This window comes from Streptococcus cristatus (genome assembly GCF_003943535.1).
Taxonomy (GTDB): domain Bacteria; phylum Bacillota; class Bacilli; order Lactobacillales; family Streptococcaceae; genus Streptococcus; species Streptococcus cristatus_L.
Genome location: NZ_RJPU01000003.1, coordinates 1 through 15,752, shown reverse-complemented (window position 1 = coordinate 15,752; position 15,752 = coordinate 1). Strand labels below are relative to the sequence as shown.

The window sequence follows — 15,752 nt, the reverse complement described above, 5'->3', positions numbered from 1 at the left end:
ATCATAAATTACGAATGGAATCAAAAAGGAGAGCTTATGATTGAAATTACTTATCTAGATGCAGCTAAGTCAGAACGGAAGATAACTTTCGAGTCTTATGAGGAGTTTGAACTATCACAGCAAGCCTGCCTGATCGGGGTAGCGGATTATCATCCAGTTAAAAAGTTAGTTTATAATGGCCATGATTTGGACTACCATGGGACTTATGGAGATGTTTACTTTTTCCTGATGAAACAGGATTTGAGCCAATATAACTAAAAAAGGAGAAATACAATGGCAAAAGCAATTACAGATGCAACATTTGAACAAGAAACAAAAGATGGTTTGGTCTTGGTAGACTTTTGGGCAACTTGGTGTGGTCCATGTCGTATGCAAGGTCCAATCTTGGACAAATTGTCTGAAGAACTGTCAGAAGATGTCTTGAAAATCGTTAAAATGGACGTAGATGAAAATCCAAACACGGCTCGTGCCTTTGGTATCATGTCTATTCCAACCCTTCTCTTCAAGAAAGACGGTCAAGTGGTGAAACAAGTCGCTGGTGTGCATACAGCAGAACAAATCAAGGCCATAGTTGCTGAATTGAGCTAATCACGAACACTCCCATTCAAAAGGGAGTCTTCTTTTGATTTCATAGAAAAAGCCCTGTTCCTCAAATTGAGGCCAGGGCTCTTTTTGTTTCTTATTCTTCTGTTCCAAGGCAGTTTTTAGCAACAAGAGCTGCAAGAACACCACCTACGATTGGGGCAAGGATGAAAATCCATACTTGTTGAAGGGCTGCGCCACCTACCAAGACAGCAGGCGCTAAGCTACGAGCTGGGTTCACTGAAAGTCCAGTGATATTCAATCCCACAAGGATCATAGCTGTCAATGACAAACCAATCACCAAACCAGCAATCGCACCATTTCCCTTGCTTTCTGAAGTCACGGTCATGATAACTAGAACAAACAAGAAAGTTGCGATGACTTCAAACAGGAAACCACCAAAGACAGTGACACCGTTTGCCAAGGCATTTTCACCAAGACTAGCAGTTGACATACCTGAGTTTGCCAAGAGGAAGAAGACCGCGCCTGACGCAAGGAAAGCTCCAACCACTTGTCCAAGGATGTAGTTGACAAGATCTTTCGACGACAAGCGTTTGTTTACAAACATAGCGATTGAAACAGCTGGGTTCAAGTGAGCGCCTGAAACAGTTCCGATTGAGAAAGCTGCGACTACGATTGCCAAGCCAAATGCCAAAGCAATTCCTAGGTGGCCAAGACCTTTAACACCATTTCCAAAAACAACAGCTCCTGTTCCGATGAACACAAGCATGAATGTACCGATTAATTCAGCAACAAATTTTTTCATTTTCTATCTCCTTTTTAAAAAATCTATGTATTAGTCTATCAAAACAAACAGGTGGATTCAAGAAAAGTGCTCTGAACATATATTTTGGCCGGAATATCCTTTGTTTATTATAGGGAAAATAGAGGAAATAGCCTAACTCTCAGTTTTTTTGTTGGAAAATATAGTTTTTAGGTTATAATAGGAAGAAGGTAAATTACAAGGTATAGAAAGGGCGCTGTTTATGCTTGAGTCATTATCGCAGTTTGGCTTTATTTTGATGGTTTTTACACCGTTTATTGCGGTGCCGATTTTCTGTTTCTTTGTGGGCTGGATGATTCCTAGATCGCAAATAACGGAAAAAAGCATCATGGCTGTATTAAGCTTTGTCCTTTTTTGCTTGGTTTTGATTTCATATTATGCTCCTCAACTGTTGGGAATGTTTTTTTGGGGTCTTATCTGGTTCTTTATTGGCCTCCTACGTGCTAAAAATTATAGCAAGTCACAGTTCTGGATAAGGTGGCTTATATTTAGCGTCTGTTTTACAATCTATATTTTGGTTTATCTATATTTCTTTAAACTTTTTTAAAAATTTAGCTTCAAATTTCATTTTAGGAACAGATTTATTGAATCATGTAAAAACAGACTGAGACAAAAATGTCTCAGTCTTGTTTTTTATTCCCCCAACTCTTTACTGTAGGCAATAATCTGATCTACAGTATCAGATAGAAATTGAATGGTGTCGCGGAGTGGTTTGTCTGTCGAAATATCTGCTCCGATAATCATAGCTGACTCAAGCGGAGTCTTGCTGCCGCCAGATTTGAGCAGCTCAAGCCAGTCACGGGCACCATTTTCGTCATTTTTCAGATGTAGGTAGCCAGCGGTAGAGATGACCAAGCCTGCGGAGTAAGTATAGCTGTAGAGTCCCATGTAGTAGTGGGCTTGACGCATCCAAGTCAGGGCAGCATCGTCGTCAATCTCAACGGCATCGCCCCAGAATTCTGTCAAGACTTCTTTCATGATAGCGTTGAGTTTACTTGCGCCGAAGGTTCCGCCTTCTTCAATCAAAGTATAGACCTTGCGTTGGAAGGCAGCTTCCAGCAAGTGAGTAATGAAGTTGTGGAAGTAGGTATCCGTCAGACGGTGAGCCAGGGCAAAGCGTTTCTGGCGAGGGTTATTAAACTGGCGCTCCAGATAATCACTGAGCAGGAGCTCATTAAAGGTAGACGGTGCTTCCACATAGTAGGTGGACATGTGGGCGTTGAAATAGCTTTGGTGATTGTCAGAGAAGATAAACTGACCAGAGTGACCGATCTCGTGAATCAGGGTATAGACATCACTCATACGTCCAGTCCAGCTCATGAGGACATAAGGGTGAACCCGATAAGGATCAGCAGCATAGCCTCCAGAATCCTTTCCAGCATTGGCCGCAAAGTCGACCCAGCGTTCTTCCTTATAGCGGGCAACTTCTTGACAATATTCTTGTCCGAGTGGCTCGACTGACTTCATAACGAGGTCATAGGCATCATCAATGCTGACTTCAGGATTGAGCTCGCTGTCTAAGTCCAGTTTCCAGTCGGCAAAGGTCATTTTTTCAAGTCCGTTTACCTTAGCGACATGCTTGAGGTATTTCCGAGCTACGGGGGCAAATTCGCTCATAATCAAGTCGATCTGTCGGTCGAACATAGAGCGATCAACTTCTTGCTCAGCTAGCAAGTAGTCAAAGACAGAGTCATAGCCCTTCATGTCAGCTAGTAATTTTTCAGACTTGACCTGAGCCAGATAGGCAGCAGCGGCAGTGTTTTGATGCTGACGAAGGCCTTCAGAGAAAGAGCGGAAAGCTTTTTCGCGGATTTCTGCATTTTCATGGTTTTGATAGAAATTCTCATAGGTGACAAAGCTATTTTTGTAAACTTTGCCGTCTACTTCAAAGTCAGCCATGGAAAAGTCGCCGGCCCGCATCTTGGTGTAAATATCCTGTGGACTGTAAAAGACTTCGCCTAAATTGGTCAAGGCTTTTTCGACATCCGCTCCCAGATAATGGGCTTTTTTGATTTTAGCTTGGCGAATGGCTGAAGTCAAATGGGGCTCTTGACCTAGTTTCTCCAAGACAGCTTCATCTGCACTGATTAGGGCGTCGTCAAAGAAGCTGAGTGCGACATTGGCCTCGGTCTCAAACTCCATGGCTGCTTGGGCAATCTGCGCAAAGCTCTCGTCACCATAGTCAGTGGTCTGTGGCATAAAGCCGTAGTTGCCGATGTGGCTGATTTGGATATAAATCTGCTCTAACTCAGCAAAAGCCCGTTCAAAATTTTCGAAAGTGCTAAGTTTGCCTTGATAATCACGGACGAATTTCTGGATGTCCTCTCTGGCCTTTTCGATGGCTCGCAGGAAGTCCTCTTGGTCTTGGTAAAGGGCCGTTAGGTCCCAGAGTTCATTTTCCGGAAATTCAGAACGATGTTTTTGTTCCATAGTGTACTCCTTTTGATTAAATAGCTATATTCAGTATAGCAAAAAATCCTTTAGAATGCCTTGCTCATAGGAAAAAAATAGGGAAATATGATTTCACCTGTCTGTTTATAAAAAAGAAAACTAGATTTTCAGTAATTTTATAGAAAAAAGCTATTTCCATCCTTTTTCTTTTGGCTGAAATTGTGGTAAAATAGGGTCTGTACGTGCTTGATACAAAGATGAGGATATAAGAAGCTACTAAGACCATGAAATTAAAGTCGAAGTGCTAACCGAACACGTCCGATAAGTTGTTTAAAGGCTTAGTATCTTGATCTTTGTAGCCAAGGCGTATGAAAAAATTTGAGCATGTGCTCGGCAAGGAGTCTTTATGACAAAACAAGTTTTTAAAACCGTTTTTGCAGGTTGTGAACTGGTAGTTGAAACCGGTCAGGTTGCAAAGCAGGCAAATGGCAGCGCCGTTGTTCGATATGGAGAAAGTACCGTTCTAACTGCGGCAACCATGTCCAAAAAGATGGCTATGGGGGACTTTTTCCCATTGCAGGTCAACTATGAGGAAAAAATGTATGCGGCTGGGAAATATCCTGGTGGCTTTAACAAACGTGAAGGCCGTCCATCAACAGATGCGACTTTGACTGCCCGCTTGATTGACCGCCCGATTCGTCCTATGTTTGCGGAAGGCTTCCGCAATGAAGTTCAGGTTATCAATACTGTTCTTTCTTATGACGAAGATGCTTCGCCTCAAATGGCTGCTATGTTCGGTAGCTCTCTGGCTCTTTCTATTTCAGATATTCCTTTTAACGGCCCTATCGCAGGAGTTCAAGTTGGTTATGTAGATGGTGAATTTATTATTAACCCTAGCAAGGAGCAAAAAGAAGTTTCACTTTTGGAACTGACAGTGGCTGGCACCAAAGAGGCTATCAACATGGTAGAATCCGGAGCTAAGGAACTGTCTGAAGATATCATGCTGGAAGCTCTTCTCAAAGGGCATGAAGCAGTCAAAGAATTGATTGTCTTCCAAGAAGAAATCGTTGCAGCGGTCGGCAAGGAAAAAGCAGAAGTAGAATTGCTGCATGTTGATGAAGAGTTGCAGGCTGAGATTGTCGCAGCTTACAACAGCGATTTGCAAAAGGCTGTTCAGGTAGAAGAAAAGCTAGCGCGTGAAGCCGCAACTCAGGCTGTCAAAGACCAAGTCACAGCGGTTTATGAAGAGAAATACGCGGACCATGAAGAATTCGACCGTATCATGCGTGATGTGGCTGAAATCTTGGAGCAAATGGAGCATGCAGAAGTTCGCCGTTTGATTACCGAAGATAAGATCCGTCCTGATGGCCGTAAGGTTGATGAAATCCGTCCGCTGGATGCGGAAGTGGATTACCTGCCGCGCGTGCATGGTTCTGGTCTCTTTACTCGCGGTCAAACCCAGGCCTTGTCTGTTCTGACTCTGGCACCAATGGGCGAAACGCAAATCGTTGACGGATTAGATCCAGAATACAAGAAACGCTTCATGCACCACTATAACTTCCCGCAATATTCTGTCGGTGAGACAGGCCGTTATGGGGCTCCTGGTCGTCGTGAAATTGGACACGGTGCTCTTGGGGAACGTGCCTTGGAGCAAGTCTTGCCTAGCTTGGAAGAGTTTCCTTACGCGATCCGTCTGGTAGCAGAAGTCTTGGAGTCGAACGGCTCTTCCTCCCAAGCCTCTATCTGTGCGGGCACCCTAGCTCTGATGGCTGGTGGTGTGCCGATTAAGGCGCCCGTTGCCGGAATTGCCATGGGCTTGATTTCAGATGGCAGCAACTACACGGTTCTGACGGACATTCAAGGTTTGGAAGACCATTTTGGTGATATGGACTTTAAGGTAGCTGGTACTCGCGAAGGGATTACCGCCCTGCAGATGGATATCAAGATTGAAGGAATTACAGCTGAGATCCTGACAGAAGCCTTGGCTCAGGCTAAGAAAGCCCGCTTTGAAATTCTGGACTTGATTGAAGCGACGATTCCGGCTCCACGTCCTGAATTGGCTCCAACTGCTCCGAAAATTGATACCATCAAGATTGATGTGGACAAGATTAAAATTGTCATCGGTAAAGGCGGAGAAACCATTGACAAGATTATCGCTGAGACTGGTGTTAAAATTGACATTGATGAAGAGGGCAATGTATCCATCTACTCTAGTGACCAAGCGGCCATTAATCGTGCTAAGGAAATCATTGCTGGCTTGGTCCGCGAAGCTAAAGTGGATGAAGTTTACCATGCCAAGGTTGTTCGGATTGAGAAATTTGGTGCCTTTGTCAACCTCTTTGACAAGACCGATGCCCTCGTTCACATCTCTGAAATGGCTTGGACTCGAACCAATAATGTCGAAGACTTGGTACAAATTGGTGATTTTGTCGATGTTAAGGTCATTAAGATTGACGAAAAAGGCCGCGTAGATGCCTCTATGAAAGCTCTCTTGCCACGTCCGCCTAAGCCTGACAAGCCAAAGAGAGACCACGATAAACATCAGGAAAAAGGGCATTTTCATAAGAAACATGAAGACGCCCCTAAAACTAAATCGGAAGAATAATGAAAAGGGAGAGATCAGGCTCGATTACCTTGCAAAGTTCTTTGTATGGAGCCTACTCCCTTATTTTACCTAATGAAAGGAGAAGAAGATGGGCTGGTGGAAAGAAGCCATTGAGATTGTAAAAGAAAATGATCCGGCTGCTCGTACTTCGCTGGAAGTCATCCTGACTTATCCAGGTGTCAAGGCCTTGGCAGCCCACCGTCTTTCTCATTTCCTCTGGAAGAAAGGCTTTAAGCTACTGGCACGCATGCACAGCCAATTTTGGCGCTTCTGGACTCAGATTGAGATTCATCCAGGTGCTCAGATTGAGTCAGGTGTTTTCATTGACCATGGTGGTGGATTGGTTATCGGTGAAACGGCCGTCGTGGAAAAGGGTGCGCTTCTGTATCATGGTGTGACCTTAGGCGGAACTGGTAAGGATACAGGGAAACGGCATCCGACTGTGCGTCGGGGCGCCTTGGTCTCTGCTCATGCTCAAGTCATTGGCCCAGTTGAAATTGGTGAAAATGCCAAAGTTGGAGCTGGAGCAGTTGTTGTTGCAGATGTACCTAGTGATGTAACCGTAGTTGGTATCCCGGCTAAGATCGTGCGTGTTCATGGTCAGAAAGATGAGCCAACCATCCACGAGGTGGAAGAACAGCGAGAATATTATTTGGATAAGCTGGAGCATGCCCGCGAAGCCAGCCATCATTCGTCGGAGCTCTAAGAAAGACTTGTTTTGAACAGTAACAAGACATCTTACGGAGGTCTTGTCAAGGAATAATTTGGCAAACTGTAGCTCAATGGGCTCACTATAAGTGAAGCCGAAAAGATGAGACCAAACTTTGCTGTCAAAGAAAAAGACGAGGATGGCTTTGCTAAAGTCTTAAAGAAAGTGAAGTTATGTTATTAGAGGAATTTGAAGATGTAGCAGCAGTCATTGAGCCAACTGAAAAGCCAGTCCATGACAAGGGTGAGGTATGTGAAACCATCATCCTGTCCTTTAATAGCGAAATTCTGAAACGTTTGATTGAGTCAGAAAAAGTCTATCAAGGAGGCTATTTGAAAAGCATCAACGGACAGCATCCATGTTATATTTATGGGCAAGAACCTAGCAAGCTAGCAGTTATGTTGGCTCCGATTGGAGCTCCCATGATAGTCGGCCAGCTGGAGGAGTTGGCGGCCAGAGGCTTCAAGAATTTCATCATTCTAGGTTCTTGTGGCGTTTTAGATCGCTCCATTGAGGCGGACAAGATTATCCTGCCGGCTGCTGCTTTGCGAGATGAAGGAACTAGCTATCACTATGCCCCACCGGGTGACGAAGTAGCCTATGACGAGTCTCTGCTGATCGAGCTGGAAGCCATCTTTGACAAGCACAATATCGAGCATATCCGCACCAAGTCTTGGACGACTGATGCCTTTTATCGAGAAACGCCTGATAAGGTCAAGCGTCGCTTGGCTGCTGGAGCCCAAGTGGTGGACATGGAAGCTTCGGCTATCATGGCTTGGAGTCAATTTCGCAAGACCAAGGTCTATCAGTTCTTCTACACAGCTGACTACGTGGATCACCATAACAGAATCTGGGATGCCCGCCATGAAGAGCGGACAGCTGATGCCATGACTTTTTTCACTATCGCTTTGACAATAGCAAAGGAACTAGAAAGGTAACTACAAGAATGGCAGTATATTTTTACGGCTGTATCACCATGGATGGCTACTTGGCAGACAGCCAGCACAGGATAGACTGGCTGCATCAGCTTGGTTCTGTAGAGGATACAGGCTATGATGACTTTTACAGGCAAATGGATATCACCATCATGGGCAAGCGGACCTTTGAGGAAATCCAAGATTTGCAAGATGTAGAAAGTTTTTATCAAGCTACGGAAAACTACGTCTTTACGCATGATAGGCACCTGCCTGTCAGCAATTATCAGCCAGTAGCTGGGGATGTGGTGGACTTTGTTCGCCAGATTGACAAAGGCAAAAATGTCTTTGTGATTGGTGGTAATTCCTTGGTAGGACCGCTCTTGGATGCGGATCTTTTCGACCACCTCATTATTCAGATAGCACCCCTTATCCTAGGAAAGGGGGTTCCCCTCTTTACCCAAGAGGAAGGGCAGCGCTTTTACCAACTGGATAGCCTCAGACAATTTGGCCCATTTGCAGAGCTGGTTTTCAGCCGAAAAAGTCAGAAATAGAGAAGGGAGTGGACCGCATGATTAAAATTTACGACACCATGTCTCGTGATTTGCGAGAATTTGTCCCTATCGAGGACGGTAAGGTCAAGATGTATGTCTGTGGGCCAACCGTGTACAACTATATCCACGTAGGGAATGCCCGATCGACGGTGGCTTTTGATACCATTCGCCGTTATTTTGAGTATCGGGGATTTGAAGTCAACTATATTTCCAATTTTACGGATGTGGATGATAAGATTATCAACCGTGCCAAGGAAGAAGGTATCACGCCTCAGGAGGTTGCGGACAAGTACATCGCGGCCTTTCGTGAGGATGTCTCAGCTCTGGGTGTAAAACCTGCGACTCGTCATCCGCGGGTGGTGGAGTTTATGGCTGACATCATCCGTTTTGTTGAGGACTTGGTTGACAAGGGCTACGCCTATGAATCAGAGGGCGATGTCTACTTCCGCGTCGAAAAGTCTCGTGATTATGCCAAATTAGCCAACAAAACCTTGGCAGACTTGGAGTTGGGTGCTTCTGGTCGGACAGATGATGAGACTGCTCGTAAGGAAAATCCGGTAGATTTTGCTCTCTGGAAGGCGGCTAAGCCGGGCGAGATTTCTTGGGACAGTCCTTGGGGACCTGGTCGTCCGGGCTGGCATATCGAGTGTTCGGTCATGTCGACAGAGATTTTGGGCGATACCATTGATATCCACGGTGGGGGAGCCGATCTGGAGTTTCCGCATCACACCAATGAAATTGCCCAGTCAGAAGCAAAAACAGGCAAGACTTTTGCTAACTACTGGATGCATAATGGCTTTGTTAACATCGACGACGTCAAGATGTCCAAATCTCTAGGCAATTTTATAACTGTCCACGATGCCCTCAAGACCATTGATGGTCAGGTGTTGCGTTTCTTCTTTGCTACCCAGCATTACCGCAAGCCGATTAATTTCACAGAAAAAGCTGTTCATGATGCAGCAACCAATCTCAAGTATTTGAAAAATACCTATGGGCAGCCTTTCACTGGTCAGGCAGACTCTGCTCAGCTTCAGAGTTTTCTGGACAAGTTCACCGCTGCTATGGACGAAGATTTCAATGCGGCTAATGGTATCACAGTTGTCTTCGAGCTAGCCAAGTGGATCAACTCTGGCAACTACACCGCTGAAGTTAAGGCAGCCTTTGCCAAGCTCTTAGAAGTTTTTGGTATCGTCTTTGTAGAAGAGCTGATAGAGAGAAATGCTGTTGTAGATATTATAAATCGACGTGAACAAGATATAATAAAAAGCGATTTTATAGCTGCTGAAAAGAAAGAAAATGCTCTTCTAAGAAGAAATATAGTGCTTCAAGAGACAGAAGGTGGGGCGATTTGGAGGCTAGATAATAAAAACAATAATGAAATTTCGAAAGTTTTATCTTATCTAGATGATATAGAGGACTACATAAACAATCCGCAAACTTTGGTAGGGATATCAAGCAAAGAAACAGGTATGATGATAGAAGAAAATCTGTTTTCATACCTAAGAAAGAAATTACCGTATTGGAATTGGTTGTTTGCTGAGAGAAATCTAGGAGCTGATATTGAAGGTTGTTTCCAAAATAATAAAATTTATATTGAAGTAATGGCTTCTAGAAATGATAGGATAGCTGTTAAGTTTTTGAAAACAATTGTGAATATAACTAGAGAAATGAAAAAGGACACTAATTCAATTATTATCTTGTGTGTTTTTGGTACAAAGATTACTAAGACAACACAAGAATATCTAAACTATTGTAGTATTGTTGGGGCAGAATATGGTGTTACAGTTATACCAAAATTTATTGAATTGTTAGAATTTAATATCGAAGCCTTAATCCGAGAACGCCAAGAAGCGCGGGCTAATCGGGACTTTGCGACTGCAGACCGTATTCGGGATGAATTGGCCGCTCAGGGCATCAAGCTTTTGGATACTAAGGACGGAGTGAGGTGGACACGTGACTGATGTCAACCTGATTAACGGCATTGCCCTCGCTTTTGAGGGGGATGCCGTCTACTCCATGTATATCCGGCGTCACCTGATTTTTCAAGGGCTGACCAAGCCAAATCAGCTGCACAGGGAAGCGACCAAGTACGTTTCTGCCAAGGCTCAGGCCAATCTCATCTCTGTCATGCTGGAAGAAGGAATTCTGACGGAGAAGGAAGAGGATATCTACAAGCGTGGCCGTAATGCTAATAGCCACACCAAGGCTAAGAATACGGACATCGTCACCTACCGTATGTCTACTGGCTTTGAGGCAGTCATGGGTTACCTGCATATGACCGAAGCCATTGAGCGACTGGAAGAACTGATTGACTGGTGTATTCTGAAAATAGAGGCTTCGTCCTGATTCGCTGCTATCTTATTTATTCTGAGATAGAATTCTTTTACTAACAACCACTAAAATTCAAGAAATTTATATATCAAAGACGAGTTTTACATAAAGCTCGTTTTTTGATGCTCCTATATAAACAAGCATGTTGTCTACAGAAAAACTGGAAAATTTTATAGAAGATTGAGTTTGAAACTTTAAATGTATTATTGGATAAAAAGTAGGAGGTTGAAATTTATTTTCGGAAAAGTATTGACATGTTTTCTGAAAAAGAGTAGAATGGCTCATGTTTTAAAGGAGGAACTTATGTTTGCCAAGTTAAAAGGCTTTTTTATTGGACGCCCATTAAAATCTGGAAAAGAGGGAGAAGATGGCCATTTATTGACTAAGATGCAAGCTTTAGCCATGCTCTCCAGTGACGCTTTATCTTCGATTGCTTATGGACCAGAGCAGGTTGTTTTAGTCTTGACTTCTGTTTCTGTTGGTGCCATTTGGTGGTCGCTTCCCATAGGAATTGTCGTATTGATTTTGTTAGCGAGTTTAACGATTTCCTATCGTCAGGTTATTCATGCTTATCCTCAAGGAGGAGGAGCTTATATGGTGACGACAGAAAACCTCTCTCCTACGGCAGGTTTAATCGCTGGTGGAAGCTTGCTGGTAGATTACATGTTGACAGTAGCCGTTTCGGTCGCTTCTGGAGCGGACGCAATTACCTCTGCGATTCCCGTCTTACATCCTTACAATCTACATATTTCTATTTTCCTAGTTCTCTTGCTGATGCTAATGAATCTCCGAGGATTAAAAGAATCGGCCACTTCCTTGATGATTCCTGTCTATCTTTTTATTGTCAGCACCTTAGTGTTGATTGGTTTCGGTTTTGTGCAAATCCTGACAGGAAATCTAGACTATCACGCAACTGCGCGGATTGGTAGTCCGATTGCTGGAGTCAGTTTGATCTTGCTGCTTCGTGCTTTCACTAGTGGCTCTGCTTCCTTGACAGGAGTGGAAGCTATTTCCAATTCGGTTCCCTTTTTCAAGAAACCAAAAGCTCATAATGCCGCAGCCACCCTATCGATTATGGCCTTAATTCTAGGAATCATGTTTGCGGGCATTACCTTCTTGAATTATTGGATTGGCATTGTGCCAGTCAAAGGTGTAACGACCCTGGCTCAGATGGCGCAAGCAATTTTGGGAACTTCTCCCCTTGGTCGTATCTTGTTCTATGTTTTCCAATTGTCGACTGCTTTGATCTTAGCAGTGGCAGCTAATACAGGCTTCTCAGCCTTTCCGATGCTTTCCTACAATATGGCTAAGAATAAATACATGCCTCATATGTACATGGAAAAAGGAGATCGGCTCAGCTATTCTAATGGCATTTTCACTTTGGCTTTTGGTGCCATTGCTCTTTTGTTCATCTTTAAGGGAAATACAGAACGCTTGATTCCCCTGTACACGATTGGTGTATTCGTGCCCTTTGCTCTCTCCCAAACCGGCATGGTTGTCCATTGGAAGAAAAAATATGGAAATAATTTCTTGAAGCATTCGATTGCGAATATCCTTGGTGCGATCATTTGTTATGGGATTGTCCTTATCTTGCTCTTGTTCCGTCTCCAAGATATCTGGCCTTTCTTTCCTATTATCATCGTCTTGACTTGGCTGTTCTTATCTATCAAGCAGCATTATAATAGAGTTGCTAAACAGTTGAGATTGCATGACCACATTGAGCGACAGAACTACACTGGTAATACAGTAATTGTCCTAGTCGGGAATGTTACTAGAGTCAGTGTTGGTGCGATGAGCTATGCTCGCAGTATCGGAGATGAAGTCGTGGCAATGCACGTTTCTACAGCAGAAACTGCTGAAAAAGATGCTGAAGTCGCCGAGGAATTTGCTGACTACTTCCCAGATATTCGCTTTGAGACAGTCACGACTAGCTACCGCAATATCATTAGTCCGACAGTTCAGTATGTGATTAAAGTGGCCAAGCGAGCCAAAAAAGAAGGACGAACAGTGACAGTCCTAGTACCTCAGTTTATACCTAAAAAGAGGTGGCAGAATATTCTGCATAACCAGATGAGTTTAAAATTAAAATACTATCTGAAGTGGTATGAGGATGTCGTGGTTGCAAGTTATTCTTATCACTTAAAAGAATGAGCAAATGCCTTTACTGAATGAGAAAAAGGAGTTGAAGATTTTTCAACTCCTTTTATTATTTATTGGGAATAGCACAGAGCTAACTTGCTTGTACCTTTTGGTAATTTTGATAAAATTCTACCTTGATCTTAATAAAAGTCTCCAAGTCTCGTAAAAGTTGCAGAAGTGTAGCGCGGGTTTCAAATTCTTGCCGAGTCTTAGGAAGCGGGCGTTCGCGAAAGACAGCCAAGCAGGTTTCGATTTCTTCAACTAGTTCGTGAGCAGGATTTTCTTGACTGAGCTGTTGGGCTGTCTTGGAGAAAAGACGTGCTAAAATCAAGCTCTCGCTGGCTGCCAATTGGCAATTATTGATATTTCCCGCCATGTCTTCTAGAATGCGATTCTGCGCCTGCCGCATTTCAAAATAGTGAATGTGGTAGTTGGTTTGATGAAAGAGATGGTTGGAATGGTCCAGATAGACCAGTGCTAAGGCTTCTTGAAGGATAGTATCCAGTTCCTTGATTAGAGTTGCATCGTTTCGGCCGTCACCAGCTTTCAAGAAATATTCAAAGCGCAGCAAGATTTTCTTTAGATGCTCTTCGACTTGAATGCGATAGTTATCAATATCTTGCTGATTCGAAGCCATATACAGATTGGCTAGGAGAGCGAAGCCCGTTCCGATAAGGAAAACAGCCATTTCGTTAGCTAAAAGAGACCAAGAAACAGAATGGGCCAGTAGTAGATGAGTGACCAAAACTGTGCTGGGAGTGATGCCTATTTCCCAGCCAAAGAGATAAGCCAAGGGAACGTAGAGCAGGATATAAATCCCTAAGCTCCAAAGGTTAAATCCTAGAAGGATGAAAGATATGCTCCCTATGGCTAGTGCTAAAATAGTAGACAAGAGGCGGTTACGGGCTAGTTTGATAGTGCTTCTGCGGGTGTCGGAAACGCTGAGAATAGCAATAATCCCGGCTGATATAGCATTGCTTAGACCTAAAAATGCAGCTAGAGCAGCAGCAAGGCATGTTGCAAGAGCTAGTTTGATGGTACGTTGGAGGAGAGGCATAAGCTTCTTTCTATTAAACAAAGTTTTTTCTATTATATCATGATTAGTTGAAGACTTGTGAGGACAAATATGTCAATGTATAAATTGAAGGAAGACGCTGTTTCACAGATGCTATGATTATAGTAGGATGGCTGGAGATAAAAAGTCGGTTGGCCTAGGTGAAATTTTTTTGACTAGACGGCAAATTTATCGTACAATAGAAAGTAGCGAAAAAATGCCTGGCTAAATGCCTGTGTAATCTTAAGGAGAATAACTTTGGAATTAGAAGTATTTGCAGGACAAGAAAAAAGTGAGCTTTCGATGATTGAGGTAGCACGTGCCATCTTAGAATTGCGCGGGCGTGACCATGAAATGTATTTCGATGAGCTTGTCAATGAAATTCAAAATTATCTGGAAAAATCAAATAGCGAAATCCGAGAAGCGCTGCCTCTATTTTATACAGAACTGAATGTAGATGGCAGTTTCATTCCACTTGGTGACAATAAATGGGGTCTTCGTTCTTGGTATGCGATTGACGAAGTCGATGAAGAAATCATTGCTTTGGAAGAAACGGACGAGGAAGACGAGCCTAAGAAACGCAAGAAAAAACGCGTTAATGCCTTTATGGACGGCGACGAAGATGCAATTGATTACAGCGATGATGATCCTGAAGATGAGGACTCATATGAAGAGGATCCAGCTCTTTCATACGATGAAGACAATCCAGATGATGAAAAGAGTGAGGTTGAAGCCTACGATGCTGAAATCAATGAAATAGCACCAGATGATCTCGGCGAAGAAGTTGAGTTAAATGAAGAAGACGATGAATATTCTGACGATGATCAGGATGTTGAAGACGAAGAATAATATCCAGAAAACAACTGCTTTTTGAAGCAGTTGTTTTTGCGTTCTAACATGTCATAAAAAGTCCCTGAGATGTCATAGATATTTTTGTTAGGTACCAGTTGGGGTATAAAATAGACAGGATAGGGACAGGATCCCTGAGGGAAGATTTTTTCTTGTAGAATCATATTATCAAAGAAAAAGGAGATAACATGAACTTCAAGGAACGCTATGAGAAAGTGCAGTGGATCGTCCGGCGCTGTGCACGAGATTATTATGTACATTTATGGGAGAGTAGTGACTGGGAACAAGAGGGTATGCTGGTTTATCACCAGCTGGAAGAAAGCCATCCAGATATCAGTCAAGATGAAAGCCGCCTTTATCGCTACTTCAAGACAAAATTTCGGAATCATATTCATGACATTCTTCGCAAGCAAGAGAGCCAAAAACGCCGGTTTGATCGACAGTCTTATGAGGAAGTTGGCACCATTAGTCATAGACTGAGCAAGCGCGAACTAGCCTTAGATGATTTAGTCGCCCTTCGAAGTTCGTTAGCAGCCTACACTTCCAAGTTAGACAAAGAACAACTAGAGTTATACCAGCGCTTGCTAGGAGACGAACGGTTTAAGGGACGTAAAAGACTGCTGCGAGAGTTAGAGGAATATTTAATAGACTTTAGCAGCACAGTGATATAGAGAATAAGGGAGAGGTAAGAGGGAGATGTTACCTTTCCCTTTTAGTTATTGATTTATCAGTGATATTGATTGTGTTAGGAAATAAATTTGTAAAAAAAGATAAAAAAATTTCAAAAAAGTGTTGACAAGGGAATAGATAGGTGATATACTGATATAGTTGTCGCTTGAG

General features: G+C 43.3%; 14 protein-coding genes and 2 pseudogenes. 13 read left to right on the top strand and 3 right to left on the bottom strand.

Translation table 11 applies throughout. The features are described from left to right. Positions 1-36 precede the first annotated feature (36 nt). Both D8790_RS05890 and trxA read left to right on the top strand, forming a co-directional pair. Entirely contained in the window at positions 37-258 is a 222-nt protein-coding gene (locus tag D8790_RS05890) for a DUF4649 family protein (protein ID WP_125379903.1), read from the top strand. Between the two features lie 15 nt (positions 259-273). After that, the gene (trxA, locus tag D8790_RS05885; protein ID WP_001029581.1) at positions 274-588 is read left to right on the top strand and encodes a thioredoxin; all 315 of its coding nucleotides are present in this window, start codon (positions 274-276) and stop codon (positions 586-588) included. A 91-nt stretch (positions 589-679) separates the two neighbouring features. On the opposite strand, the gene D8790_RS05880 is transcribed toward trxA, so the two are convergent. After that, entirely contained in the window at positions 680-1,348 is a 669-nt protein-coding gene (locus tag D8790_RS05880) for an MIP/aquaporin family protein (protein WP_125387934.1), read from the bottom strand. Positions 1,349-1,568: 220 nt separating this feature from the next. Between D8790_RS05880 and D8790_RS10880 the strand changes: the two genes are divergently transcribed. Next, complete coding sequence (locus D8790_RS10880) at positions 1,569-1,913, top strand: hypothetical protein (RefSeq protein WP_045497799.1); 345 nt, start codon at positions 1,569-1,571, stop codon at positions 1,911-1,913. Between the two features lie 86 nt (positions 1,914-1,999). Here D8790_RS10880 and pepF read toward each other — a convergent pair whose 3' ends face one another. Then, entirely contained in the window at positions 2,000-3,796 is a 1,797-nt protein-coding gene (gene pepF, locus D8790_RS05870; RefSeq protein ID WP_125387933.1) for an oligoendopeptidase F, read from the bottom strand. 367 nt (positions 3,797-4,163) lie between these two features. On the opposite strand from pepF, the gene pnp reads away from it, so the two are divergent. The 8 genes and pseudogenes from pnp (at position 4,164) to kimA (ending at position 13,021) form a co-directional block, all read left to right on the top strand. Continuing rightward, positions 4,164-6,362, top strand: a complete 2,199-nt coding sequence (pnp, locus tag D8790_RS05865) for a polyribonucleotide nucleotidyltransferase (RefSeq protein ID WP_125387932.1) — start codon at positions 4,164-4,166, stop codon at positions 6,360-6,362. A gap of 88 nt (positions 6,363-6,450) precedes the next feature. Continuing rightward, a complete protein-coding gene (gene cysE / locus D8790_RS05860) occupies positions 6,451-7,068 on the top strand; it encodes a serine O-acetyltransferase (RefSeq protein ID WP_125387931.1) in 618 nt (205 codons plus the stop codon). Positions 7,069-7,244: 176 nt separating this feature from the next. Further along, the gene (locus D8790_RS05855) at positions 7,245-8,009 is read left to right on the top strand and encodes a nucleoside phosphorylase (protein WP_125387930.1); all 765 of its coding nucleotides are present in this window, start codon (positions 7,245-7,247) and stop codon (positions 8,007-8,009) included. Positions 8,010-8,017: 8 nt separating this feature from the next. Then, positions 8,018-8,539: a dihydrofolate reductase family protein gene (locus D8790_RS05850; RefSeq protein WP_000301981.1), complete on the top strand. Its 522-nt coding sequence runs from the start codon at positions 8,018-8,020 to the stop codon at positions 8,537-8,539. Positions 8,540-8,556: 17 nt separating this feature from the next. Beyond that, positions 8,557-9,894, top strand: a pseudogene (gene cysS / locus D8790_RS05845) (cysteine--tRNA ligase); the annotation flags it as partial. Between the two features lie 447 nt (positions 9,895-10,341). Beyond that, positions 10,342-10,500 (top strand): annotated as a pseudogene (locus D8790_RS11080) (CysS/YqeB C-terminal domain-containing protein); the annotation flags it as partial. Then, the gene (locus D8790_RS05835) at positions 10,493-10,885 is read left to right on the top strand and encodes a Mini-ribonuclease 3 (protein WP_125387929.1); all 393 of its coding nucleotides are present in this window, start codon (positions 10,493-10,495) and stop codon (positions 10,883-10,885) included. The pseudogene D8790_RS11080 and the gene D8790_RS05835, both read left to right, overlap by 8 nt. Before the next feature lie 288 nt (positions 10,886-11,173). Further along, entirely contained in the window at positions 11,174-13,021 is a 1,848-nt protein-coding gene (kimA, locus tag D8790_RS05830; protein ID WP_125387928.1) for a potassium transporter KimA, read from the top strand. 79 nt (positions 13,022-13,100) lie between these two features. Here the strand turns inward: kimA and D8790_RS05825 are convergent, their stop codons facing one another. Then, the gene (locus D8790_RS05825) at positions 13,101-14,066 is read right to left on the bottom strand and encodes an aromatic acid exporter family protein (RefSeq protein WP_125387927.1); all 966 of its coding nucleotides are present in this window, start codon (positions 14,064-14,066) and stop codon (positions 13,101-13,103) included. Positions 14,067-14,321: 255 nt separating this feature from the next. On the opposite strand from D8790_RS05825, the gene rpoE reads away from it, so the two are divergent. Next, on the top strand, positions 14,322-14,912 hold the full coding sequence (gene rpoE / locus D8790_RS05820) for a DNA-directed RNA polymerase subunit delta (protein ID WP_015604416.1): 591 nt from the start codon (positions 14,322-14,324) through the stop codon (positions 14,910-14,912). A 188-nt stretch (positions 14,913-15,100) separates the two neighbouring features. Next, entirely contained in the window at positions 15,101-15,583 is a 483-nt protein-coding gene (locus D8790_RS05815) for a sigma-70 RNA polymerase sigma factor region 4 domain-containing protein (protein WP_125387926.1), read from the top strand. Positions 15,584-15,752 lie beyond the last annotated feature (169 nt).

Excerpts from the sequence above, each read along its gene's own strand:
- D8790_RS05850 (WP_000301981.1), top strand. The coding sequence starts at position 8,018 with ATGGCAGTATATTTTTACGGCTGTATCACCATGGATGGCTACTTGGCA.
- trxA (WP_001029581.1), top strand. The coding sequence starts at position 274 with ATGGCAAAAGCAATTACAGATGCAACATTTGAACAAGAAACAAAAGAT.
- cysE (WP_125387931.1), top strand. The coding sequence starts at position 6,451 with ATGGGCTGGTGGAAAGAAGCCATTGAGATTGTAAAAGAAAATGATCCG.
- kimA (WP_125387928.1), top strand. The coding sequence starts at position 11,174 with ATGTTTGCCAAGTTAAAAGGCTTTTTTATTGGACGCCCATTAAAATCT.
- D8790_RS05815 (WP_125387926.1), top strand. The coding sequence starts at position 15,101 with ATGAACTTCAAGGAACGCTATGAGAAAGTGCAGTGGATCGTCCGGCGC.
- pnp (WP_125387932.1), top strand. The coding sequence starts at position 4,164 with ATGACAAAACAAGTTTTTAAAACCGTTTTTGCAGGTTGTGAACTGGTA.
- D8790_RS05890 (WP_125379903.1), top strand. The coding sequence starts at position 37 with ATGATTGAAATTACTTATCTAGATGCAGCTAAGTCAGAACGGAAGATA.
- D8790_RS10880 (WP_045497799.1), top strand. The coding sequence starts at position 1,569 with ATGCTTGAGTCATTATCGCAGTTTGGCTTTATTTTGATGGTTTTTACA.
- D8790_RS05825 (WP_125387927.1), bottom strand. The coding sequence starts at position 14,066 with ATGCCTCTCCTCCAACGTACCATCAAACTAGCTCTTGCAACATGCCTT.
- D8790_RS05855 (WP_125387930.1), top strand. The coding sequence starts at position 7,245 with ATGTTATTAGAGGAATTTGAAGATGTAGCAGCAGTCATTGAGCCAACT.
- pepF (WP_125387933.1), bottom strand. The coding sequence starts at position 3,796 with ATGGAACAAAAACATCGTTCTGAATTTCCGGAAAATGAACTCTGGGAC.
- D8790_RS05880 (WP_125387934.1), bottom strand. The coding sequence starts at position 1,348 with ATGAAAAAATTTGTTGCTGAATTAATCGGTACATTCATGCTTGTGTTC.